The organism is Actinoplanes sp. NPDC019969 (assembly GCF_055562375.1).
In genome coordinates this window covers 598,490-617,839 of sequence record NZ_JBVHFK010000002.1, presented here as the reverse complement: position 1 = coordinate 617,839, position 19,350 = coordinate 598,490, and the positions used below count along the sequence as shown (strand labels likewise).

General features: G+C 67.3%; 34 protein-coding genes. 33 read left to right on the top strand and 1 reads right to left on the bottom strand.

Features of this window, described 5'->3' with window-relative positions; translation table 11 throughout:
• Positions 1-161: 161 nt before the first annotated feature.
• The 33 genes from rpsJ to truA all read left to right on the top strand — a co-directional run bounded on the left by rpsJ (position 162) and on the right by truA (position 18,466).
• Positions 162-470: a 30S ribosomal protein S10 gene (gene rpsJ / locus ACZ3II_RS09395; protein ID WP_007073037.1), complete on the top strand. Its 309-nt coding sequence runs from the start codon at positions 162-164 to the stop codon at positions 468-470.
• Positions 471-480: 10 nt separating this feature from the next.
• Positions 481-1,140 (top strand): 50S ribosomal protein L3, encoded by a 660-nt coding sequence (gene rplC / locus ACZ3II_RS09390; RefSeq protein WP_465517117.1) that lies wholly within the window; start codon positions 481-483, stop codon positions 1,138-1,140.
• The gene (gene rplD / locus ACZ3II_RS09385; RefSeq protein WP_465517116.1) at positions 1,137-1,784 is read left to right on the top strand and encodes a 50S ribosomal protein L4; all 648 of its coding nucleotides are present in this window, start codon (positions 1,137-1,139) and stop codon (positions 1,782-1,784) included. The genes rplC and rplD overlap by 4 nt, the downstream gene beginning before the upstream one ends.
• The gene (gene rplW, locus ACZ3II_RS09380) at positions 1,781-2,083 is read left to right on the top strand and encodes a 50S ribosomal protein L23 (protein ID WP_378028535.1); all 303 of its coding nucleotides are present in this window, start codon (positions 1,781-1,783) and stop codon (positions 2,081-2,083) included. Before rplD ends, rplW begins: the two co-directional genes overlap by 4 nt.
• 14 nt (positions 2,084-2,097) lie before the next feature.
• Positions 2,098-2,937 carry a 50S ribosomal protein L2 gene (gene rplB / locus ACZ3II_RS09375; RefSeq protein WP_465517115.1) on the top strand — a complete coding sequence of 280 codons (840 nt, stop codon included), beginning with the start codon at positions 2,098-2,100 and terminating at the stop codon, positions 2,935-2,937.
• Positions 2,938-2,950: 13 nt separating this feature from the next.
• Complete coding sequence (rpsS, locus tag ACZ3II_RS09370; RefSeq protein WP_067696121.1) at positions 2,951-3,232, top strand: 30S ribosomal protein S19; 282 nt, start codon at positions 2,951-2,953, stop codon at positions 3,230-3,232.
• A 31-nt stretch (positions 3,233-3,263) separates the two neighbouring features.
• Positions 3,264-3,707, top strand: coding sequence for a 50S ribosomal protein L22 (gene rplV / locus ACZ3II_RS09365; RefSeq protein WP_465517114.1), 444 nt, complete (start codon positions 3,264-3,266; stop codon positions 3,705-3,707).
• Positions 3,707-4,567 (top strand): 30S ribosomal protein S3, encoded by an 861-nt coding sequence (gene rpsC, locus ACZ3II_RS09360; RefSeq protein WP_043531089.1) that lies wholly within the window; start codon positions 3,707-3,709, stop codon positions 4,565-4,567. The genes rplV and rpsC overlap by 1 nt, the downstream gene beginning before the upstream one ends.
• A 3-nt stretch (positions 4,568-4,570) precedes the next feature.
• Complete coding sequence (rplP, locus tag ACZ3II_RS09355; RefSeq protein WP_014440729.1) at positions 4,571-4,996, top strand: 50S ribosomal protein L16; 426 nt, start codon at positions 4,571-4,573, stop codon at positions 4,994-4,996.
• Positions 4,996-5,229 (top strand): 50S ribosomal protein L29, encoded by a 234-nt coding sequence (rpmC, locus tag ACZ3II_RS09350; RefSeq protein ID WP_465517113.1) that lies wholly within the window; start codon positions 4,996-4,998, stop codon positions 5,227-5,229. The genes rplP and rpmC overlap by 1 nt, the downstream gene beginning before the upstream one ends.
• Complete coding sequence (gene rpsQ / locus ACZ3II_RS09345; protein WP_092548791.1) at positions 5,226-5,498, top strand: 30S ribosomal protein S17; 273 nt, start codon at positions 5,226-5,228, stop codon at positions 5,496-5,498. Before rpmC ends, rpsQ begins: the two co-directional genes overlap by 4 nt.
• A 95-nt stretch (positions 5,499-5,593) precedes the next feature.
• Positions 5,594-5,962: a 50S ribosomal protein L14 gene (gene rplN, locus ACZ3II_RS09340; RefSeq protein WP_043531082.1), complete on the top strand. Its 369-nt coding sequence runs from the start codon at positions 5,594-5,596 to the stop codon at positions 5,960-5,962.
• Positions 5,959-6,279, top strand: a complete 321-nt coding sequence (gene rplX / locus ACZ3II_RS09335) for a 50S ribosomal protein L24 (RefSeq protein WP_152629023.1) — start codon at positions 5,959-5,961, stop codon at positions 6,277-6,279. The genes rplN and rplX overlap by 4 nt, the downstream gene beginning before the upstream one ends.
• Positions 6,279-6,848, top strand: a complete 570-nt coding sequence (rplE, locus tag ACZ3II_RS09330) for a 50S ribosomal protein L5 (RefSeq protein WP_465517112.1) — start codon at positions 6,279-6,281, stop codon at positions 6,846-6,848. Before rplX ends, rplE begins: the two co-directional genes overlap by 1 nt.
• Positions 6,849-6,850: 2 nt before the next feature.
• On the top strand, positions 6,851-7,036 hold the full coding sequence (locus ACZ3II_RS09325; RefSeq protein WP_014440734.1) for a type Z 30S ribosomal protein S14: 186 nt from the start codon (positions 6,851-6,853) through the stop codon (positions 7,034-7,036).
• A 119-nt stretch (positions 7,037-7,155) separates the two neighbouring features.
• A complete protein-coding gene (gene rpsH / locus ACZ3II_RS09320; protein WP_014440735.1) occupies positions 7,156-7,563 on the top strand; it encodes a 30S ribosomal protein S8 in 408 nt (135 codons plus the stop codon).
• A gap of 14 nt (positions 7,564-7,577) precedes the next feature.
• A complete protein-coding gene (rplF, locus tag ACZ3II_RS09315; RefSeq protein ID WP_465517111.1) occupies positions 7,578-8,117 on the top strand; it encodes a 50S ribosomal protein L6 in 540 nt (179 codons plus the stop codon).
• The gene (gene rplR / locus ACZ3II_RS09310; RefSeq protein WP_465517110.1) at positions 8,114-8,509 is read left to right on the top strand and encodes a 50S ribosomal protein L18; all 396 of its coding nucleotides are present in this window, start codon (positions 8,114-8,116) and stop codon (positions 8,507-8,509) included. Before rplF ends, rplR begins: the two co-directional genes overlap by 4 nt.
• Positions 8,510-8,522: 13 nt before the next feature.
• Positions 8,523-9,146, top strand: coding sequence for a 30S ribosomal protein S5 (gene rpsE / locus ACZ3II_RS09305; protein WP_043531072.1), 624 nt, complete (start codon positions 8,523-8,525; stop codon positions 9,144-9,146).
• Complete coding sequence (gene rpmD / locus ACZ3II_RS09300; RefSeq protein ID WP_203776584.1) at positions 9,146-9,328, top strand: 50S ribosomal protein L30; 183 nt, start codon at positions 9,146-9,148, stop codon at positions 9,326-9,328. The genes rpsE and rpmD overlap by 1 nt, the downstream gene beginning before the upstream one ends.
• Positions 9,328-9,777, top strand: coding sequence for a 50S ribosomal protein L15 (gene rplO / locus ACZ3II_RS09295; protein WP_465517109.1), 450 nt, complete (start codon positions 9,328-9,330; stop codon positions 9,775-9,777). Before rpmD ends, rplO begins: the two co-directional genes overlap by 1 nt.
• A 395-nt stretch (positions 9,778-10,172) precedes the next feature.
• Positions 10,173-11,513 carry a preprotein translocase subunit SecY gene (gene secY, locus ACZ3II_RS09290; protein WP_465517257.1) on the top strand — a complete coding sequence of 447 codons (1,341 nt, stop codon included), beginning with the start codon at positions 10,173-10,175 and terminating at the stop codon, positions 11,511-11,513.
• Positions 11,514-11,587: 74 nt separating this feature from the next.
• Entirely contained in the window at positions 11,588-12,241 is a 654-nt protein-coding gene (locus ACZ3II_RS09285; protein ID WP_043531067.1) for an adenylate kinase, read from the top strand.
• Between the two features lie 86 nt (positions 12,242-12,327).
• Positions 12,328-13,161, top strand: a complete 834-nt coding sequence (gene map / locus ACZ3II_RS09280) for a type I methionyl aminopeptidase (RefSeq protein ID WP_465517108.1) — start codon at positions 12,328-12,330, stop codon at positions 13,159-13,161.
• 34 nt (positions 13,162-13,195) lie between these two features.
• The gene (locus ACZ3II_RS09275) at positions 13,196-13,609 is read left to right on the top strand and encodes a DUF1707 SHOCT-like domain-containing protein (protein WP_465517107.1); all 414 of its coding nucleotides are present in this window, start codon (positions 13,196-13,198) and stop codon (positions 13,607-13,609) included.
• Positions 13,610-13,845: 236 nt separating this feature from the next.
• Entirely contained in the window at positions 13,846-14,067 is a 222-nt protein-coding gene (gene infA / locus ACZ3II_RS09270) for a translation initiation factor IF-1 (protein WP_007073013.1), read from the top strand.
• Positions 14,068-14,121: 54 nt separating this feature from the next.
• Positions 14,122-14,238 carry a 50S ribosomal protein L36 gene (rpmJ, locus tag ACZ3II_RS09265; protein ID WP_014440745.1) on the top strand — a complete coding sequence of 39 codons (117 nt, stop codon included), beginning with the start codon at positions 14,122-14,124 and terminating at the stop codon, positions 14,236-14,238.
• A gap of 151 nt (positions 14,239-14,389) precedes the next feature.
• Positions 14,390-14,770 (top strand): 30S ribosomal protein S13, encoded by a 381-nt coding sequence (gene rpsM, locus ACZ3II_RS09260; protein ID WP_043531063.1) that lies wholly within the window; start codon positions 14,390-14,392, stop codon positions 14,768-14,770.
• Between the two features lie 17 nt (positions 14,771-14,787).
• A complete protein-coding gene (rpsK, locus tag ACZ3II_RS09255) occupies positions 14,788-15,195 on the top strand; it encodes a 30S ribosomal protein S11 (RefSeq protein WP_014440747.1) in 408 nt (135 codons plus the stop codon).
• A 13-nt stretch (positions 15,196-15,208) separates the two neighbouring features.
• Positions 15,209-15,835 carry a 30S ribosomal protein S4 gene (rpsD, locus tag ACZ3II_RS09250; protein WP_465517106.1) on the top strand — a complete coding sequence of 209 codons (627 nt, stop codon included), beginning with the start codon at positions 15,209-15,211 and terminating at the stop codon, positions 15,833-15,835.
• A 94-nt stretch (positions 15,836-15,929) separates the two neighbouring features.
• Positions 15,930-16,952, top strand: coding sequence for a DNA-directed RNA polymerase subunit alpha (locus ACZ3II_RS09245; protein WP_014440749.1), 1,023 nt, complete (start codon positions 15,930-15,932; stop codon positions 16,950-16,952).
• A 36-nt stretch (positions 16,953-16,988) separates the two neighbouring features.
• Positions 16,989-17,561 (top strand): 50S ribosomal protein L17, encoded by a 573-nt coding sequence (gene rplQ, locus ACZ3II_RS09240; protein ID WP_465517105.1) that lies wholly within the window; start codon positions 16,989-16,991, stop codon positions 17,559-17,561.
• Between the two features lie 92 nt (positions 17,562-17,653).
• Complete coding sequence (gene truA, locus ACZ3II_RS09235; RefSeq protein WP_465517104.1) at positions 17,654-18,466, top strand: tRNA pseudouridine(38-40) synthase TruA; 813 nt, start codon at positions 17,654-17,656, stop codon at positions 18,464-18,466.
• Between the two features lie 53 nt (positions 18,467-18,519).
• Here the strand turns inward: truA and ACZ3II_RS09230 are convergent, their stop codons facing one another.
• The gene (locus tag ACZ3II_RS09230; RefSeq protein WP_465517103.1) at positions 18,520-19,272 is read right to left on the bottom strand and encodes a hypothetical protein; all 753 of its coding nucleotides are present in this window, start codon (positions 19,270-19,272) and stop codon (positions 18,520-18,522) included.
• Positions 19,273-19,350 lie beyond the last annotated feature (78 nt).

Sequence of the window (19,350 nt, the reverse complement as noted above, 5' to 3'; positions counted from 1 at the left end):
ATCGACTGGAGTGCTAGCACTCTGCCTGGGCTTCATCTGCCCGAAGGCGCGACACGCCCGACCGCGGGGGTCGGACAACGCAGGATCAACCCTCCTGCGGGCATGCGGAGGCCACCCGCTTCCGCAGGTAGCGGCATCGAGAGAAGGAAACAGAAGCCACCATGGCGGGACAGAAGATCCGCATCCGGCTCAAGGCCTATGACCACGAGGTCGTCGACTCCTCGGCGCGGAAGATCGTCGAGACGGTGACGCGTACCGGGGCGCAGGTCGCGGGCCCGGTGCCGCTGCCCACGGAGATCAACCGTTTCTGCGTGATCCGTTCGCCGCACAAGTACAAGGACTCGCGCGAGCACTTCGAGATGCGCACGCACAAGCGTCTGATCGACATCATCGACCCGACCCCGAAGACGGTCGACTCGCTCATGCGCCTCGACCTGCCGGCTGGCGTCGACATCGAGATCAAGCTGTAGGGACCGGACAATGGACAGGCAAGTTAAGGGGATCCTGGGCGCCAAGCTCGGCATGACCCAGGTCTGGGACAACAACAAGGTTGTCCCGGTGACCGTGGTGCAGGCCGGCCCGTGCGTCGTGACCCAGGTCCGCACCGATGAGAAGGACGGCTACGCGGCTGTCCAGCTGGCTTACGGCGCGATCGACCCGCGCAAGGTGAACAAGCCGGAGAGCGGCCAGTTCGCCAAGGCCGGCGTTTCGCCGCGCCGTCACGTCGTGGAGCTGCGCACCAACGACGCCGGCGAGTACGAGCTCGGCCAGGAAGTCACCGTCGACACGTTCGCGGTCGGCCAGCCGATCGACGTGACCGGTAAGACCAAGGGCAAGGGCTACGCCGGTGTCATGAAGCGGCACGGCTTCCACGGTCTGCGCGCCAGCCACGGTGTCGAGCGCAAGCACCGCTCGCCCGGCTCCATCGGCGCCTGCGCGACCCCGGGTCGCGTCTTCAAGGGCGTCAAGATGGCCGGCCGCATGGGTGGCAAGCGCTTCACCGTGCAGAACCTGGTGATCCAGGCCGTCGACGCCGAGCGCAACCTGATCCTGGTCCGCGGCGCGGTGCCCGGTCCGAAGGGCGCGCTGATCCTGGTCCGTTCCGCGGCGAAGAAGACCGCGAAGGGTGGTGCCAAGTGAGCTCGGTTGACGTGATCAACGTTGAGGGTGCGAAGGCCGGCTCGGTCGACCTGCCCGCCGGCGTCTTCGACGTCCCGGCGAACATCCCGCTGATGCACCAGGTCGTCGTGGCGCAGCTGGCCGCGGCCCGTCAGGGCACGCACAAGGCCAAGACGCGCGGCGAGGTCGCCGGCGGCGGCAAGAAGCCGTACAAGCAGAAGGGCACCGGCCGGGCTCGTCAGGGCTCGATCCGCGCGCCGCAGTTCACCGGCGGTGGCGTCGTGCACGGTCCCGTGCCGCGCGACTACAGCCAGCGGACCCCCAAGAAGATGAAGGCCGCCGCCCTGCGCAGCGCCCTCTCCGACCGGGCCCGTGACGGCCGCGTGTTCGTGGTCGAGTCCTTCCTCTCCGGCGACAAGCCGTCGACGAAGGCCGCGATCGCGACCCTGCGCAAGGTTGCCCAGACCAACAAGATCCTGGTCGTTCTGGACAGCCAGGACGAGCTGAACTGGGTGTCGCTGCGCAACGAGCCGACCGTTCACCTCATCGAGGCCGGCCAGCTCAACACCTACGACGTGCTGGTCGCCGACGAGGTGGTCTTCACGAAGGTCGCGCTCGACGAGTTCCTCGGCGGGACCACGCAGTCCGAGGAGGGCGACAAGTGAGCACGATCGCCGACCCGCGCGACATCATCGTCGCCCCGGTGGTCTCCGAGAAGAGCTACAGCGTTCTCGACCAGAACTGGTACACGTTCGAGGTGAACCCGGCCGCGAACAAGACCCAGATCAAGATCGCGATCCAGCAGATCTTCAACGTCCGCGTGCTGACCGTGAACACGGCGAACCGCGAGGGCAAGCGCAAGCGCACCAAGACCGGTTGGGGTCAGCGCAAGGCGACCAAGCGCGCGATGGTGAAGCTGGCTGACGGTGACCGTATCGAGGCCTTCGGCGGCCCGGTCAGCTAAGGGGTTTGTGAATCATGGGAATCCGTAAGTACAAGCCGACCACGCCGGGCCGTCGTGGCTCCAGCGTCGCCGACTTCGCCGAGATCACCCGGTCGACGCCGGAGAAGTCTCTGCTGGTTCCGCTGCCCAAGAAGGGCGGCCGCAACGTCCACGGCCGGATCACCACCCGGCACCAGGGCGGTGGCCACAAGCGGCAGTACCGGCTGATCGACTTCAAGCGGAACGACAAGGACGGCGTGCCGGCCAAGGTCGCTCACATCGAGTACGACCCCAACCGCACCTCCCGCATCGCTCTGCTGCACTACGCCGACGGTGAGAAGCGCTACATCCTCGCGCCGAAGGACCTGAAGCAGGGCGACCGCGTCGAGTCGGGCGTGGGCGCGGACATCAAGCCGGGCAACAACCTGCCCCTGCGCAACATCCCGGTCGGTACGACGATCCACGGTGTGGAGCTTCGTCCCGGCGGTGGCGCCAAGCTGGCCCGTTCGGCCGGCGTCGGCATCCAGCTGCTCGGCCGTGAAGGCGCCTACGCCACGCTGCGTATGCCCTCCGGTGAGATCCGGCGCGTCGACATCCGCTGCCGCGCGACGGTCGGCGAGATCGGCAACGCCGAGCAGTCGAACATCAACTGGGGTAAGGCCGGCCGTATGCGGTGGAAGGGCAAGCGCCCCACCGTCCGTGGTGTGGCCATGAACCCTGTCGACCACCCGCACGGTGGTGGTGAGGGTAAGACCTCCGGTGGTCGTCACCCGGTCAACCCGGCTGGTAAGCCGGAGGGCCGTACCCGCCGCAAGGGCCAGGAGAGCGACAAGCTGATCGTTCGCCGCCGCTACGCCACCCGCAAGCGCGGGTAACGGGAGTTAAAAGATGCCTCGCAGCCTGAAGAAGGGCCCGTTCGTCGACGACCACCTGCTCAAGAAGGTGGAAGTCCAGAACGAGAAGAACTCGAAGAACGTCATCAAGACCTGGTCGCGGCGTTCGACCATCATCCCCGACATGCTCGGCCACACGATCGCGGTGCACGACGGGCGCAAGCACGTCCCGGTGTTCATCAGTGAGGCCATGGTCGGTCACAAGCTCGGCGAGTTCGCTCTGACCCGGACGTTCAAGGGTCACGAGAAGGACGACCGCAAGAGCCGTCGTCGCTAGTCAGTCCACGGATAAGAAAGGGGTTACAGCGATGCCAGTAAAGAACGACGCTCCGGCGCTTCCGGGCTCTCGCGCAGTTGCGAAGCACGTCCGCATCTCGCCGAGCAAGGCACGCCGTGTCGTGAACCTCGTCCGCGGTCTGCCCGCGAAGGAGGCGCTCGTCGTCCTGCAGTTCGCGCCGCAGTCCGCCAGCGAAGCGGTGTTCAAGGTGGTCGCCAGCGCGATCGCGAACGCTGAGAACAACGAGCGGCTGGACCCGGACGCGCTCCTCATCAGTGAGGCGTTCGTCGACGAGGGCCCCACGCTGAAGCGGTTCCGGCCGCGGGCGCAGGGCCGGGCGTACCGGATCCGCAAGCGCACGTGTCACATCACCATCGCGGTCGAGGCGGTCCCGACGGCCCGCCCGGCGAAGAAGGCCGCGGCCAAGAAGGCTGCGCCGCAGGCCGAGTCCCAGAGCACGGAGGGTGCCGAGTAATGGGTCAGAAGGTTCACCCCACCGGGTTCCGCCTCGGCATCTCCACCGACTGGCGGAGCCGCTGGTTCGCGGACAAGCTCTACAAGGACTACATCGGCGAGGACGTCAAGATCCGCCGCATGATGTCCAAGGGCCTCGAGCGCGCCGGCATCTCCAAGGTGGACATCGAGCGGACCCGTGACCGGGTTCGGGTCGACATCCACACCGCCCGTCCGGGCATCGTCATCGGCCGTAAGGGCCAGGAGGCGGACCGGATCCGTGGCGAGCTGGAGAAGCTCACCGGCAAGCAGGTCCAGCTGAACATCCTCGAGGTCAAGAGCCCCGAGTCGGACGCGCAGCTGGTTGCTCAGGGCGTCGCCGAGCAGCTGTCCTCCCGGGTCAGCTTCCGCCGCGCGATGCGCAAGGCCATGCAGTCGGCCATGAAGAACCCGATCTGCAAGGGCATCCGGGTGCAGGTCTCCGGCCGTCTCGGCGGCGCGGAGATGAGCCGCACGGAGTTCTACCGTGAGGGTCGCGTTCCGCTGCACACGCTGCGGGCCAACATCGAGTACGGCTTCTTCGAGGCCCGTACCACGTTCGGCCGTATCGGCGTGAAGGTCTGGATCTACAAGGGCGACGCCGTCCCGGGTCGCGAAGCTGTCGCTGAGGCGCCGGCTCGCCCGCGCCGTGACCGCGCCGACCGTCCCGAGCGTCCGCGCCGTGGCCGTTCCGGTTCGTCCGGCACGACCGCGGGTGGCACCGAGGCCGGCCGGGCCGCGCAGGCCCAGGCACGGGGTGGCGACACCCCCGCCGGCGAGAACCTGAACGACGCTGCGGTCGCCGCCGCTCCGGCGCAGGCCGAGACGCAGCAGGAGGGCTGACAAATGCTGATGCCGCGTAAGCCCCCCAAGGGCTTCCGTAAGCCGCATCACCCGGACCGCAGTGGCGCGTCCAAGGGCGGCAACCGGGTCGTCTTCGGTGAGTTCGGTATCCAGGCTCTCGAGCCGGCGTACGTGACGAACCGCCAGATCGAGTCGGCGCGTATCGCGATGACCCGTCACATCAAGCGTGGCGGCAAGGTCTGGATCTCGATCTTCCCGGACCAGGCCCTGACGAAGAAGCCTGCCGAGACCCGTATGGGTTCCGGTAAGGGTTCTCCCGAGTGGTGGGTGGCGAACGTCAAGCCGGGACGCATCCTCTTCGAGATGTCGTTCCCGAACGAGACGGTCGCGCGTGAGGCGATGCGCCGCGCGATCCACAAGCTCCCGATGAAGTGCCGCATCGTGACGCGCGAAGTGGGTGAAAGCTGATGGCAGCGGGCGTTAAGGCAGCCGAGCTGCGCGAGAACTCCGACGAGGAGCTGATCGCGAAGCTGCGGGAGGCCAAGGCGGAGCTGTTCAACCTTCGTGTGCAGCGCGCGACCGGCCAGCTCGACAATCACCGTCGGCTGCAGGTCGTTCGCAAGGACATCGCGAAGATCTACACGATCATGCGTGAGCGTGAGCTTGGGCTCTCGATCGCGCCGGATGAGGTGACGGCATGAGTGAGAACACCACCGCTCCGCGCGCTCAGCGCAAGGTGCGTGACGGTCTCGTGGTCAGCGACAAGATGGACAAGACTGTCGTCGTCGAGGTCGAGGACCGGGTCAAGCACGCCCTGTACGGCAAGGTCATCCGCCGTACGCGGAAGCTGAAGGTGCACGACGAGCAGAACGCGGCCGGCGTTGGCGACCGCGTCTCGATCATGGAGACTCGTCCGCTCTCCGCCACCAAGCGGTGGCGCATCGTGGAGATCCTCGAAAAGGCCAAGTGAGTGCGCTGGGCCGGCTACGGCCGGCCCAGCGGACCATCGTTCCGCCAAGCTTCGGATGCGTGTTCCCGGAGAACTGGCAGACATAGGAGACAGACGTGATCCAGCAGGAGTCGCGACTGCGCGTCGCCGACAACACGGGTGCCCGGGAGATCCTGTGCATCCGGGTGCTCGGTGGCTCCGGTCGCCGTTACGCGAGCATCGGCGACGTCATCGTGGCCACGGTCAAGGACGCCATTCCGGGCGGCGGTGTGAAGAAGGGTGACGTCGTCAAGGCGGTCATCGTTCGTACCGCCAAGGAGCGGCGCCGTCCGGACGGCTCGTACATCCGTTTCGACGAGAACGCCGCCGTCATCATCAAGGACGGCGGGGACCCCCGCGGCACCCGCATCTTCGGCCCGGTCGGGCGCGAGCTGCGCGACAAGCGGTTCATGAAGATCATCAGCCTGGCGCCGGAGGTGCTCTGACCGTGAAGATCAAGAAGGGCGACACGGTCGTCGTCATCGCCGGCAAGGACAAGGGTGCCAAGGGTAAGGTCATCGCGGCCTTCCCGCGGCAGGACAAGGTCCTGGTCGAGGGCGTCAACCGAGTCAAGAAGCACGAGCGTATCCGCACGAACCAGCGCGGATCGAAGACCGGTGGCATCGTCACTCAGGAAGCCCCGATCCACATCTCGAACGTGCAGGTGCTGGACGACCAGGGCAAGCCGACCCGCATCGGCTACCGGATCGACGACAACGGCACCAAGGTCCGGATCGCGCGTACGACCGGTAAGGAACTCTGATGACTGCCGCTACCGAGGCCAAGACGCTGCCGCGTCTCAAGCAGAAGTACCGCTCGGAGGTCGTGCCGGCCATCCGTGAGCAGTTCAACTACGGCAACCCGATGCAGACGCCCGGCCTGGTCAAGGTCGTCGTCAACATGGGTGTCGGCGAGGCTGCCCGCGATGCCAAGCTGATCGACGGCGCGGTCCGCGACCTGACCACCATCACCGGTCAGAAGCCGCTGGTCCGCCGGGCGACCAAGTCCATCGCGCAGTTCAAGCTGCGTGAGGGCATGCCGATCGGCGCGAAGGTCACCCTTCGCGGCGACCGGATGTGGGAGTTCCTGGACCGGCTGCTGTCGATCTCGCTGCCCCGTATCCGCGACTTCCGCGGTCTGGACGGTCGGAAGCTCGACGGCCACGGCAACTACACGTTCGGCCTGACCGAGCAGTCGGTGTTCCACGAGATCGATCAGGACAAGATCGATCGGCCGCGGGGCATGGACATCACCGTGGTCACCACCGCCACGACCGACGACGAGGGCCGGGCGCTGCTGAAGCTCCTGGGCTTCCCGTTCAAGGAGAACTGAGCATGGCGAAGAAGGCCCTGATCATCAAGGCTGCCGCGAAGCCCAAGTTCGCCGTGCGTGCCTACACCCGTTGCCAGAAGTGCGGTCGCCCGCACTCGGTGTACCGCAAGTTCGGCCTGTGCCGCGTTTGCGTGCGGGACATGGCGCACCGCGGTGAGCTGCCCGGCGTGTCCAAGGCCTCCTGGTAACTTCCGTCCTCTGGCCCGCCCTCACCGGCGGGCCATCAGGCGGACCCGAATGTAATGCCGCTTCGCCGTAGGCCTGAGCTCAGCTCGGGAACCCCGGCGAGAAAGGTTGACGAATACCCATGACGATGACGGACCCGATCGCAGACATGCTCACGCGTCTGCGTAACGCCAACCAGGCGTACCACGACAAGGTGACGATGCCCTACTCGAAGATCAAGGCGAACATCGCCGAGGTCCTCAAGGCCGAGGGTTACATCGCTTCGTGGACGTCTGAGGAGCCCGAGGAGGGCGCGGTCGGCAAGCGTCTGGTCGTTGAGCTCAAGTACGGCCAGAACCGCGAGCGCAGCCTCGCCGGCATCAAGCGCGTCTCGAAGCCGGGCCTGCGGGTTTACGCCAAGTCCGACGAGCTGCCGCGCGTGCTCGGCGGCCTCGGTGTCGCGATCATTTCGACGTCCCAGGGACTGCTGACCGACAAGCAGGCCCGCAAGCGGAGCGTTGGCGGGGAAGTCCTCGCCTTCGTCTGGTAACTGGAGACTTAGACATGTCGCGAATCGGACGTAAGTCGATCCCGGTCCCGGCCGGCGTCGACGTCACCATCACGGGGCAGACCGTCAAGGTCAAGGGCCCCAAGGGCGAACTCTCGCACACCGTCGCCGAGCCGATCACGGTCTCGCAGGATGGTGGCGAGCTGGTCGTCAACCGCCCCAACGACGAGCGCAAGGCCAAGGAACTGCACGGCCTCTCTCGTACCCTGGTCGCCAACATGATCATCGGCGTCACCGAGGGCTACAAGAAGACGCTCGAGATCAACGGCACCGGTTACCGCGTGACCGCCAAGGGCAAGGACCTCGAGTTCGCCCTCGGCTTCTCGCACCCGGTTCTGGTCCCGGCTCCCGCAGGCATCACCTTCGCCGTCGAGAAGCCGACCGTTTTCTCGGTCGCCGGAATCGACAAGCAGCTGGTGGGTGAGGTCTCCGCGAACATTCGCAAGATCCGCCCGCCGGAGCCCTACAAGGGCAAGGGTGTCAAGTACCAGGGCGAGGTCATCCGCCGCAAGGCTGGAAAGGCAGGTAAGAAGTGACCGCCACGCTGCTCAAGCGCCGCAACGGCGGCGGCGTCGCCGCCAAGCGTGCCGTCGGCAAGGCGCGTCGGCACTTCCGGGTCCGCAAGAACGTCCGTGGTACGGCCGAGCGTCCCCGCCTGGTCGTCACCCGGTCCGCGCGGCACATCACCGCGCAGATCATCGACGACCTCAAGGGCCACACGCTGGCCTCGGCGTCCACGCTCGACACCTCGATCCGGGGTGGCGAGGGCGACAAGACCGCGCAGGCCGGCAAGGTCGGTGCGCTTCTCGCCGAGCGGGCGAAGGCCGCGGGGATTTCCAAGGTCGTCTTCGACCGGGGTGGCAACAAGTACGCGGGCCGCATCGCCAAGCTCGCGGACGCCGCTCGCGAAGCCGGACTCGAGTTCTAGGAGGGATTGACCAATGCCTGGTCAGCAGCGCCGAGGCGGCGGGTCCGGCGGTAACACCGAGGGTGGCAACCGCAGGGACAACCGTCGCGAGGGCGGTCGCGGCAACGCGCCCGTCGAGAAGACCCCGCACCTCGAGCGGGTCGTCGCGATCAACCGTGTCGCGAAGGTCGTCAAGGGTGGTCGTCGCTTCAGCTTCACCGCCCTGGTGATCGTCGGCGACGGTGACGGCACCGTCGGCATCGGCTACGGAAAGGCCAAGGAGGTGCCCGCGGCGATCGCCAAGGGCGTCGAGGAGGCCAAGAAGCACTTCTTCAAGGTTCCGCGTATCGGCGCCACCATCCCGCACCCGATCACGGGTGAGGCGGCGGCCGGTGTCGTCCTGCTCAAGCCGGCTTCCGCTGGTACCGGTGTCATCGCCGGTGGCCCGGTGCGTGCCGTGCTGGAGTGCGCGGGTATCCACGACATCCTCTCGAAGAGCCTCGGCTCCTCGAACCCGATCAACATCGTGCACGCGACCGTGGCTGCTCTGAAGGGCCTCGAGTCGCCGGAGGCCGTCGCCAAGCGCCGCGGCCTGCCGGTCGAGGACGTGGCGCCGGCGGCCATGCTGGCAGCGCGTGCGGAAGCGGCGGTGCACTGATGGCGCGCTTGAAGGTCACCCAGCTCCGGTCCGGTATCGGCCGTAAGCAGAACCAGCGGGACTCCCTGCGGTCGCTCGGGCTGAAGCGGATCAACGATGTGGTGGTCAAGGAAGACCGTCCCGAGATTCGGGGCATGATCTTCGCGGTGAGCCACCTCGTCAGTGTCGAGGAGGTCGAGTAATGGCGATCAAGGTTCACCACCTGCGCCCGGCGCCCGGTGCCAAGACCGCGAAGACCCGTGTGGGTCGCGGTGAGGGCTCCAAGGGCAAGACCGCCGGTCGCGGTACCAAGGGCACCGGTGCCCGTAAGAACACCCCGGCGTCGTTCGAGGGTGGGCAGATGCCCATCCACATGCGACTGCCGAAGGTGAAGGGTCTGAAGAACCGGCCGCGCAACAAGGTCGTGTTCCAGGTCGTCAACCTGGACAAGCTCGCCGAGCTGTTCCCGAACGGCGGCGAGATCGGCCCGTCCGAGCTGGTCGAGGCCGGCGCGGTCCGTAAGGGCCACCCGGTCAAGGTGCTCGGCTCGGGCGAGCTGGACGGTGTGGCGCTGACCATCTCGGCGCACGCGTTCAGTGACTCGGCCAAGGCGAAGATCGCCGCGGCCGGTGGCTCGGTCACCGAGCTGTAAGACATGAAGCGGTGAGAGGCCGCGGCGCCGGGGAGACCCGGGCCGCGGCCTCTTGTCGTTAAACGGCCCTGTGCGCCGCGTGTGGCCGTGATCGCGCGGTGGACGTTCGGGAGTGCGGCCGCGACGGCAAAGTCCCGTGACGGCCGTCTCAGAGCGTTGCGCTCCGGTGCCGTAGGGTGGGAGCCGAGTGCCGATCGGCGCGCAAGCACCCGGATCAGCCATGAAGCCGGACAGTTGTGTTGTACTGGGACATCGGCCCGTACGATGCCGGTGGTTGCGCTCTCGGCCTTGCTGATACAGTGCTCCGCTGGCGGCCTCTACGGCTGCTCAATGATGTGTGCCCGAAGTTCCGGGATACCGCAACCCAGAGTGTGGCGACCACGCAGGAGGATCAGTTGTTGTCCGCCTTCTCGAGCGCGCTTCGGACGCCTGACCTGCGGAAGAAGCTACTTTTCACGGTAGCGATCGTCGGCATCTACCGTCTCGGTGCCACATTGCCCAGTCCTGGCGTGTCCTACGCCAACGTCAAGGCATGTCTGGCCATTGCCGAGTCGGACACCAGCGGCGTTCTGAACCTGCTGAATCTCTTCTCCGGCGGCGCGCTCCTCCAGCTTTCCGTCTTCGCGCTGGGCATCATGCCGTACATCACGGCGTCGATCATCCTGCAGCTGCTCACCGTGGTCATCCCGCGCCTGGAGCAGCTCCGCAAGGAGGGCCAGTCCGGCCAGGCGAAGATCACCCAGTACACCCGGTACCTGACGCTCGGCCTGGCGGTTCTGCAGGCTTCGGCGTTCGTGGCGCTGGCGCGTACCGGTCAGCTCTTCAACAACATGTGCGACCAGGACGACCCGGCGTACCAGATCATCCCTGAGAACACCGGCATCCCGATGTGGCTGACCCTCACCATCCTCGTGATGACGATGACGGCTGGCACCGGTGTGGTCATGTGGCTCGGTGAGCTGATCACCGACCGCGGCGTCGGCAACGGCATGTCCGTCCTGATCTTCACCTCGATCGCGGCCCGCCTCCCCGGCGAGGGCTGGAGCATCAAGGAGTCGACCAACACCGGCAAGTTCATGCTGGTCATCGGCCTGGTCGTGGTCATCATCGCGCTGGTCGTCTTCATCGAGCAGGCGCAGCGCCGGATCCCGGTGCAGTACGCGAAGCGCATGATCGGCCGGCGGATGTACGGCGGCACCTCGACCTACATCCCGCTGAAGGTGAACCAGGCGGGTGTCGTCCCGGTCATCTTCGCGTCGTCGCTGCTCTACCTGCCGCAGCTGTACCTGCAGTTCTTCGACCAGAACAACCTCAAGGGCTACCAGGTCTGGATCCAGAACCACCTGGCCAACCCGACCCACTGGCTCTACATCACCGTCTACTTCTTCCTGATCATCTTCTTCACGTACTTCTACGTGTCGATCACGTTCAACCCGACCGAGGTCGCGGAGAACATGAAGAAGTACGGTGGTTTCGTCCCGGGTATCCGCCCGGGCAAGCCGACCGCCGACTACCTGGACTTCATCCTCAGCCGGATCACCCTGCCGGGCGCGTTGTACCTTGGCTTGATCTCGGTTCTGCCGAACTTCTTCTTCATCTGGCTCAACCAGGACCAGTACATGAACTTCCCGTTCGGTGGTACTGCTGTGCTGATCATGGTGGGCGTGGGTCTGGAGACGGTGAAGCAGATCGAGAGCCAACTCATGCAGCGGAACTACGAAGGGTTCCTCCGGTAGTGGGTACGCGGGGCCGGGGGGCTCTGACGTTCACGGTGGGCGTGGTTTCTGAGGACCGAAGCGAGGCGATGTAGGTGCGGCTGGTACTGGTGGGCCCTCCGGGGGCCGGCAAGGGGACCCAGGCTGAGTTCATCGCCGCCCATCTCGCCGTACCGAAGATCTCGACCGGTGACATCTTCCGGGCGAACGTGTCGCAGGGGACGCCGCTGGGCGTCGAGGCCAAGCGCTACATGGACGCCGGGCAGCTGGTGCCGGACGAGGTGACCATCAACATGGTCCGGGACCGGCTCGCCGAGCCGGACGCCAGCGACGGCTTCCTGCTGGACGGCTTCCCGCGGACCGTGCCGCAGGCCTCCGCGCTGGACAAGCTGCTGGCCGACCTCGGCACGGCGCTGGACATCGTGATGGAGCTCGTGGTCGACGACGACGAGGTCATCCGCCGTCTCTCCGGGCGCCGGACCTGCCGCGGCTGCGGCAAGATCTGGCACGTCGAGTTCGACCCGACGAGCAAGGAGAACATCTGCGACCGGTGCGGCAGCGAGCTGTTCCAGCGCGATGACGACAAGGCGGAGACGATCGCCAACCGCCTGGTGGAGTACGCGGACAAGACCGCGCCCCTGGTCGACTTCTACGGCGCTCAGGGCAAGCTGGTGGGCATCGACGCGACCGGGCCGGTCGAGGACGTCACCGTGCGCGCCATCGACGCCCTGCGGTCGTACGGCGGCTGATCCCGCCCCTTCCGAAAGACGATGCGCCGCCCCGGGGAGACCCGGGGCGGACGCGTGTAGAGACCGAGAGAGTTAGGCTCACCGCCATGCGCCGCCAAGAGCTGGACATTCAGCTGAAGACGCCCGAGCAGATCGAGAAGATGCGGGCGGCCGGCCTGGTCGTCCACGCGGCTCTGGACGCGATGCGGGCGGCGGTCGCCCCCGGTGTCTCCACCGCCGATCTGGACGCCATCGCCGAGAAGGTGATCCGGGACGCGGGCGCCACGCCGTCGTTCAAGGGCTACCACGGCTTCCCCGCGTCGATCTGCGCCTCGGTCAACGAGCAGGTGGTGCACGGCATCCCGCGGCCCGAGCAGGTGCTGCGCGAGGGCGACCTGATCTCGATCGACTGCGGCGCCGTCCTGGACGGCTGGCACGGCGACTCGGCGATCACCGTGGGCGTCGGCGAGACCGACCCGGCGCTGCTGAAGATGGCCGAGGTCGCGGAGGACGCGATGTGGGCCGGCATCGCGGCGGCGGCCCGGGGCATCGCGAACGGGCGCGGCCGGCTGACCGACATCTCGTTCAACATCGAGAAGTCGATCCGCAAGGCCGGGCGGTACGGGATCGTCGACGGTTACGGCGGCCACGGCATCGGCACCGAGATGCACCAGGACCCGCACGTGCTCAACCACGGCAAGCCGGGCCGCGGCATCCGCCTGGAGGTGGGCCTGGCGCTCGCCATCGAGCCGATGATCACGATGGGCTCGCCGCGGACCGTGGAGCTGAGCGACGGCTGGACCGTGGTGACCCGGGACGGGTCGCGGGCCGCGCACGTCGAACACACGATGGCGCTGCTGGAGGACGGGGTGTGGGTGACCACCGCGGAGGACGGCGGCCGGGCCCGCCTGGGCGATCTGGTGACCGCGCGACAGGGATAGATGGGGATGGCGGTTCCCTGACATCCTGGGACGCATGGGCCACAAGCAGATGCGTGCCGGTGACGATGACCGGCAGAGGATCGTCGACCAGTTGAAGACGGCGCTGGACGAGGGCCGGCTGGATCTGACCGAGTACGACGAGCGGGTCCAGCAGGCCTACGGGGCGAAGACCTACGGGGATCTGGACGGTCTGCTCGACGATCTGCCCGGCACCGTGCCGCTGAAGAAGTCGCAGGTGGTGCCCGCGTCCGGCGGGGAGCCGGTGAAGGCGGTCAAGGACGAGCAGGGCGGCCGCCCGGCGTACCAGGGGCTGGCCTTCGTCTTCGTGATCTGCACCGTCATCTGGGCGGTGAGCGGCGCCGGCTACTTCTGGCCGGGCTGGATGCTGATCCCGCTGGGCTTCGCGGTGATGGCGCACTTGGGGAACCGTGGCAAACGGGGTCACTGAGGCGGATATGGTCGAGATGTCCGCCAGAAACACGCCCGACAGCGGGTTACGCAACCCTCGGTTTGGCGTCGCTGTTACGGGCGCGTAGACTGGCTCGCTGGCGCGTAGCGTCTACTCCCACACGCCCTCAAGCGCTTCGAGGGTGGGGGGAGCCGCGGCTGGTTCGGGTCCTCACAGGCCCGGAAAAGACGTTGCGACAGCCTGCCCCAAGAACCCGATGTCAGGTAGCGGAGGACATGCCGAAAAAAGACGGAGCCATCGAGATCGAAGGCCGAGTGATCGAGCCACTGCCGAACGCCATGTTCCGCGTTGAGCTCGCCAATGGTCACAAGGTCCTGGCACACATCTCCGGGAAGATGCGTCAGCACTACATCCGTATCCTTCCCGAGGACAGGGTCGTCGTCGAGCTTTCGCCGTACGACCTGACCCGTGGGCGCATCGTCTACCGCTACAAGTAAGGCGGGTCTCACGGGGTTTTCCACATCCCGTCTGACTGAGAGTTAAGGCAAACCGTGAAGGTCAAGCCGAGCGTCAAGCGGATCTGCAACAACTGCCGGGTCATCCGGCGGCACGGCCGGGTCATGGTCATCTGCTCGACCGACCCGCGCCACAAGCAGCGCCAGGGCTGAGTCCCGCGCACGGATCCGCACCACTGAACAAGCTCGTCCCGGCCGTGGGTGACCACGGCTGTACCCCCGGTCGGAGGCCGGGGCCCGCCTGGGCAGGTGGGGTGGGATGGGCACAGACCTCCGAGATCACGAACGAGGAGTACGCCCAGTAATGGCTCGTCTCGTCGGCGTCGATCTTCCCCGCGAAAAGCGGTTGGAGATCGCGCTCACTTACATCTACGGCATCGGTCGCACCCGTGCCGTGGAGACATTGACTGCTACCGCGATTGACCTGAACAAGCGCGCCAAGGACTTGACGGAAGAAGAGCTGGTTCAGCTCCGGGACTACATCGAGTCCAACTTCAAGGTTGAGGGCGACCTGCGCCGCGAGGTCGCCGCGGACATCCGCCGCAAGGTCGAGATCGGCTGCTACGCCGGTATCCGCCACCGCAAGGGTCTGCCCGTCCGGGGCCAGCGGACCCGTACCAACGCTCGTACCCGCAAGGGTCCGAAGCGGACGGTCGCCGGTAAGAAGAAGCCCGGTCGGAAGTAATAGGAGCGCACTGACTTATGCCACCGAAGGCACGCGCTGGGGCCGCTGTAAAGAAGGTCCGGCGCAAGGAACGCAAGAACGTCGCCCACGGGCAGGCGCACATCAAGAGCACCTTCAACAACACCATCGTGTCGATCACCGACCCGACCGGTGCTGTGATCTCCTGGGCCTCCTCCGGCCAGGTCGGTTTCAAGGGCTCCCGCAAGTCGACCCCGTTCGCCGCGCAGCTCGCTGCCGAGGCGGCCGCCCGTCGTGCCATGGAGCACGGCATGCGCAAGGTCGACGTGTTCGTGAAGGGTCCGGGCTCCGGCCGGGAGACCGCCATCCGTTCGCTGCAGGCCGCCGGCCTCGAGGTCGGGCAGATCTCCGACGTCACGCCGCAGCCGCACAACGGCTGCCGCCCGCCGAAGCGTCGCCGGGTCTGAGGGGGATTCAGAGATGGCTCGTTACACCGGTGCGGACTGCAAGCGCTGCCGCCGCGAGAAGATGAAGCTGTTCCTCAAGGGCAGCAAGTGCGATGGGCCGAAGTGCCCGTTCGAGTCGCGTCCCTTCCCGCCCGGCCAGCACGGCCGCGGTCGGACCAAGGAGACCGAGTACCTGCTCCAGCACCGCGAGAAGCAGAAGGCCCGCCGCGTCTACGGCGTGCTGGAGAAGCAGTTCCGCGGTTACTACGAGGAGGCTGTCACCAAGCCCGGCAAGACCGGTGAGGTGCTGCTGCAGATCCTCGAGACCCGCCTGGACAACGTCGTCTACCGGGCCGGCTACGCCGCGTCCCGTGACGCCGCCCGCCAGTTGGTCAAGCACGGTCACTTCCTGGTGAACGGCAAGAAGGTCGACATCCCGTCGTACCGGGTCCGGGAGAAGGACATCATCTCCCTCCGGGAGAAGTCGAAGGAGATGACTCCCTTCGTCGTCGCGCAGGCTCAGGCCGGCTCCCGCCCCGTTCCGGCGTGGCTCGAGCCGATCCCGAGCGAGATGAAGATCCTCGTTCACACGATCCCGGTCCGCGCTGTCATCGACACGCAGGTCCAGGAGCAGCTGATCGTGGAGCTCTACTCCAAGTAACAGCTTTTCGAGAGTGCCGGCCGCTGGCCGGCACTCTCGAGTGGCAAACAGACGGCCATCAAATAGCGGGTGGCCCGACAGAAAGAAGAACAGCGTGCTCATCAGCCAGCGGCCGACCCTCTCGGAGGAGTCGCTCAGCGAGACCCGTTCCCGGTTCACCATCGAACCGCTGGAGCCGGGCTTCGGGTACACCCTCGGTAACTCACTGCGGCGGACCCTGCTGTCGTCCATCCCGGGCGCGGCGGTCACCAGCATCAAGATCGACGGCGTGTTGCACGAGTTCACCACGATCCCCGGTGTCAAGGAGGACGTGGTCGAGCTGGTCATGAACGTCAAGGAACTGACCGTCAGCTCCGAGCACGACGAGCCGGTCAGCATGTACCTGCGCAAGCAGGGCCCGGGCGACGTGACCGCCGGGGACATCCAGCCGCCGGCCGGTGTCTCGGTGCACAACCCCGATCTGAAGCTGGCGACCCTGAACAGCAAGGGCCGGCTGGACATGGAGCTGACCGTCGAGCGCGGTCGTGGCTACGTCACCGCGGCGCAGAACAAGAGCGCCGGCGCCGAGATCGGCCGGATCCCGGTCGACTCGATCTACTCGCCGGTTCTCAAGGTCACCTACCGCGTCGAGGCGACCCGTGTCGAGCAGCGGACCGACTTCGACCGCCTGATCATCGACGTCGAGTCGAAGGCGTCGATCTCTCCGCGGACCGCGCTGGCCTCGGCCGGCTCGACCCTCGTGGAACTCTTCGGCCTGTGCCGTGAGCTCGACGAGACCGCTGAGGGCATCGACATCGGCCCGTCGCCCCAGGACGCGCAGCTCGCTGCCGACCTGGCCCTTCCGATTGAGGAGCTGGACCTCACCGTCCGGTCGTACAACTGCCTCAAGCGTGAAGGCATCAACTCGGTGGGCGAATTGATAGGGCGTACGGAGGCCGACCTTCTGGACATCCGGAACTTCGGCCAGAAGTCGATCGACGAGGTCAAGATGAAGCTCGCCGGAATGGGCCTGGGACTGAAGGACAGCGCCCCGTCCTTCGACCCGGCGCACGTGGTCGACTCGTTCGGCGACGTGGATTACGACACCGACGACTACCGCGAGACCGAGCAGCTCTAACAGCTCGGTTGCGCCACATTTCAAGGAGCAATTGAAATGCCCACGCCCACCAAGGGTGCCCGCCTCGGCGGCAGCCCGGCACACGAGAAGCTCATCCTGGCCAACCTGGCCACCGAGCTCTTCCGGCACGGGAAGATCAAGACCACCGAGTCGAAGGCCCGGCGGCTTCGCCCGCTGGCCGAGCAGCTGGTCACGAAGGCCAAGCGCGGCGACCTGCACGCCCGTCGCCGGGTTCTGGCCACCGTGAAGGACAAGGACGTCGTGTACGCCCTGTTCGAGCAGATTGCTCCGCGGTACTCCAACCGCCCCGGTGGGTACACCCGGATCACCAAGATCGGCCCGCGCAAGGGTGACGCCGCTCCGATGGCCGTCATCGAGCTGGTCGAGGAGCTCGAGGTCGCGGCCACCACCGCCGCGCCGTCGAAGGCGGCCCGCAAGGCCGCCGCCCAGCAGGCCAAGGTCGAGGCGCTCGCGCCCGAGGAGGAGGCCGCGCCGACCAGCGCCGCCACCACCGAGGCCGAGGGCGACCAGGACGCTGAGGCTCCGGTCAGCGCATCCGGCGACAAGCCCGGTGACAAGGCCGAGGGCGAAGACACCGACAAGGCCTGAGCCTTTCGTCGCGTGAGGCCCGGCATCCTTCGGGGTGCCGGGTCTTTCGCTTTCCGCAGGACCAGAAACTCTCTCCGGGACAGGGTGACGTCGTGAATTCCATCCGGCTCCGTCTGGACATCTCCTATGACGGCGCCGCATTCTCCGGGTGGGCGGTGCAGCCGTCCCGCCGTACCGTCGCCGGGGTGTTGATCGAGGCTTTCGCCCGTCTGCTGGGACCGGATGTGGCGCTGGGCCTGACCGTCGCCGGCCGCACCGACGCGGGAGTGCATGCGACCGGCCAGGTGTGCCACGTGGACCTGCCGGCCGAGCGCTGGGCCGAGCTGGAAGGCTCGCTGCTGCGACGGCTCGCCGCGCTGATGCCGCCGGACGCCCGGGTGCGCGCGGTCCGTCCCGTGCCGGAGACCTTCGACGCCCGGTTCTCGGCGACGTTCCGCCGGTACGAGTACCGGGTCGCGGACACCCCGTGGGGCCCGGAGCCGCTGCGCCGCCACGACACCCTCGGCTGGGTGCGCCCGCTCGACCTGGACCGGCTCAACGAGGCCGCGGCGGGGCTGGTGGGGGAGCACGACTTCGCCGCGTTCTGCAAGCGCAAGGAGCACGCCACCACGATCCGGGCGATCACCCGGCTCCAGTGGCGGCGGGAGCCGGACGGGATCTGTGTGGCGACCGTGCAGGCCGACGCGTTCTGCCAGGCGATGGTCCGCAGTCTGGTCGGCGCGATGCTGACCGTCGGTGACGGCCGCCGGACGCCGGAATGGCCGGCCAAGCTGCTCACCCTGCGGGAACGTTCCAGCGACGTGGTCGTGGCGCCGGCGCACGGGCTGACCCTGATCGCGGTGGGTTACCCCGACGAGGCCGAGTACGCCGCCCGCGCCGAAGCCACCCGCCGCCTGCGCGCGTGAACCCGGCGTGTTGATTCAGGGCGCGCAGAGCGGCCGAAATCAACACGCGGGGTTCAGGAGGCGCGGCGGATCAGGACCGCGTCGTGCAGGTGGGTGTCCAGGATGTCGGCGGTTATGCGCTGGACCTGGGGGGAGTCCGGGGGGACGAGTTCGCCGGACGGGCCGGTGATCAGGCAGTACATGACGAAGTGGCCGCGGGTGCGCCACAGGACCGGGGTGCCCGGGCCGGTGACCGCGCCGGACATCTCGGCGAACCCGCCGTCACCGGTCTCCACCAGGTAGCGGAGCTGGTCGCCGACGGCCATCGCGCTCGTCGCGTCCGGCAGGTTCAGCATGCCGGCGGTGATCCGGTAGTCGGTGTACGGGACGGTCAGGGCGGCCCGGACCGCCTGCGAGCACCCGTACCGCGCAAGGGTCTGCCGCAAGGCGCCGGTGGCCGCAAGCCCGCAGTCGGCGGTGAGGGACGCCTGCGCCACCCGGAAACCGGCGGAGCCGTCCGGGAAGACCTCGCCGGCGCTGAGCGGCGCGGTGTCCACCGTCCGTGCCGCGATCCGGGCGTCGACCTCGGCGGAGGCCAGCGTCCGGGCGGGGGTGCGCCGTTCCTCGGCCATGATGAGGACGCCCAGCATGACGAAGATGCCGAGCACGATCAGCGCGGCCAGGCCGCGGGTGAGCAGATGGGCGGTCGGGTAGGGCTCGCGCCGGAGGTGTCGCCGGACCCGGCGCTGCCGGCCGAAGGAGGGAAGGCGCAGCTGGATCGCCGGGGTGGCGCGGTGGGCGGAGCGCGTCGGGGTGGCGTGCCGCATCCGCCCAAGCTAGGCGGGCACACCGGTCGATGAACGCACAACCGGTCCGTCGTCCTTTCCTTGCGTGTGGATTAAGGG

Coding starts and splice junctions, on each gene's coding strand:
- rplE (WP_465517112.1), top strand. CDS start 6,279: ATGACTGCCGCTACCGAGGCCAAGACGCTGCCGCGTCTCAAGCAGAAG.
- rpmD (WP_203776584.1), top strand. CDS start 9,146: ATGGCGCGCTTGAAGGTCACCCAGCTCCGGTCCGGTATCGGCCGTAAG.
- rplQ (WP_465517105.1), top strand. CDS start 16,989: ATGCCCACGCCCACCAAGGGTGCCCGCCTCGGCGGCAGCCCGGCACAC.
- rpsQ (WP_092548791.1), top strand. CDS start 5,226: ATGAGTGAGAACACCACCGCTCCGCGCGCTCAGCGCAAGGTGCGTGAC.
- rpsC (WP_043531089.1), top strand. CDS start 3,707: ATGGGTCAGAAGGTTCACCCCACCGGGTTCCGCCTCGGCATCTCCACC.
- rpsE (WP_043531072.1), top strand. CDS start 8,523: ATGCCTGGTCAGCAGCGCCGAGGCGGCGGGTCCGGCGGTAACACCGAG.
- map (WP_465517108.1), top strand. CDS start 12,328: ATGCGCCGCCAAGAGCTGGACATTCAGCTGAAGACGCCCGAGCAGATC.
- rplB (WP_465517115.1), top strand. CDS start 2,098: ATGGGAATCCGTAAGTACAAGCCGACCACGCCGGGCCGTCGTGGCTCC.
- ACZ3II_RS09325 (WP_014440734.1), top strand. CDS start 6,851: ATGGCGAAGAAGGCCCTGATCATCAAGGCTGCCGCGAAGCCCAAGTTC.
- ACZ3II_RS09275 (WP_465517107.1), top strand. CDS start 13,196: ATGGGCCACAAGCAGATGCGTGCCGGTGACGATGACCGGCAGAGGATC.
- rplF (WP_465517111.1), top strand. CDS start 7,578: ATGTCGCGAATCGGACGTAAGTCGATCCCGGTCCCGGCCGGCGTCGAC.
- rpmC (WP_465517113.1), top strand. CDS start 4,996: ATGGCAGCGGGCGTTAAGGCAGCCGAGCTGCGCGAGAACTCCGACGAG.
- infA (WP_007073013.1), top strand. CDS start 13,846: ATGCCGAAAAAAGACGGAGCCATCGAGATCGAAGGCCGAGTGATCGAG.
- rplO (WP_465517109.1), top strand. CDS start 9,328: ATGGCGATCAAGGTTCACCACCTGCGCCCGGCGCCCGGTGCCAAGACC.
- rpsM (WP_043531063.1), top strand. CDS start 14,390: ATGGCTCGTCTCGTCGGCGTCGATCTTCCCCGCGAAAAGCGGTTGGAG.
- ACZ3II_RS09230 (WP_465517103.1), bottom strand. CDS start 19,272: ATGCGGCACGCCACCCCGACGCGCTCCGCCCACCGCGCCACCCCGGCG.
- rpsH (WP_014440735.1), top strand. CDS start 7,156: ATGACGATGACGGACCCGATCGCAGACATGCTCACGCGTCTGCGTAAC.
- rplV (WP_465517114.1), top strand. CDS start 3,264: ATGCCAGTAAAGAACGACGCTCCGGCGCTTCCGGGCTCTCGCGCAGTT.
- rpsS (WP_067696121.1), top strand. CDS start 2,951: ATGCCTCGCAGCCTGAAGAAGGGCCCGTTCGTCGACGACCACCTGCTC.
- rplP (WP_014440729.1), top strand. CDS start 4,571: ATGCTGATGCCGCGTAAGCCCCCCAAGGGCTTCCGTAAGCCGCATCAC.
- rpsD (WP_465517106.1), top strand. CDS start 15,209: ATGGCTCGTTACACCGGTGCGGACTGCAAGCGCTGCCGCCGCGAGAAG.
- rplC (WP_465517117.1), top strand. CDS start 481: ATGGACAGGCAAGTTAAGGGGATCCTGGGCGCCAAGCTCGGCATGACC.
- rpsJ (WP_007073037.1), top strand. CDS start 162: ATGGCGGGACAGAAGATCCGCATCCGGCTCAAGGCCTATGACCACGAG.
- rpsK (WP_014440747.1), top strand. CDS start 14,788: ATGCCACCGAAGGCACGCGCTGGGGCCGCTGTAAAGAAGGTCCGGCGC.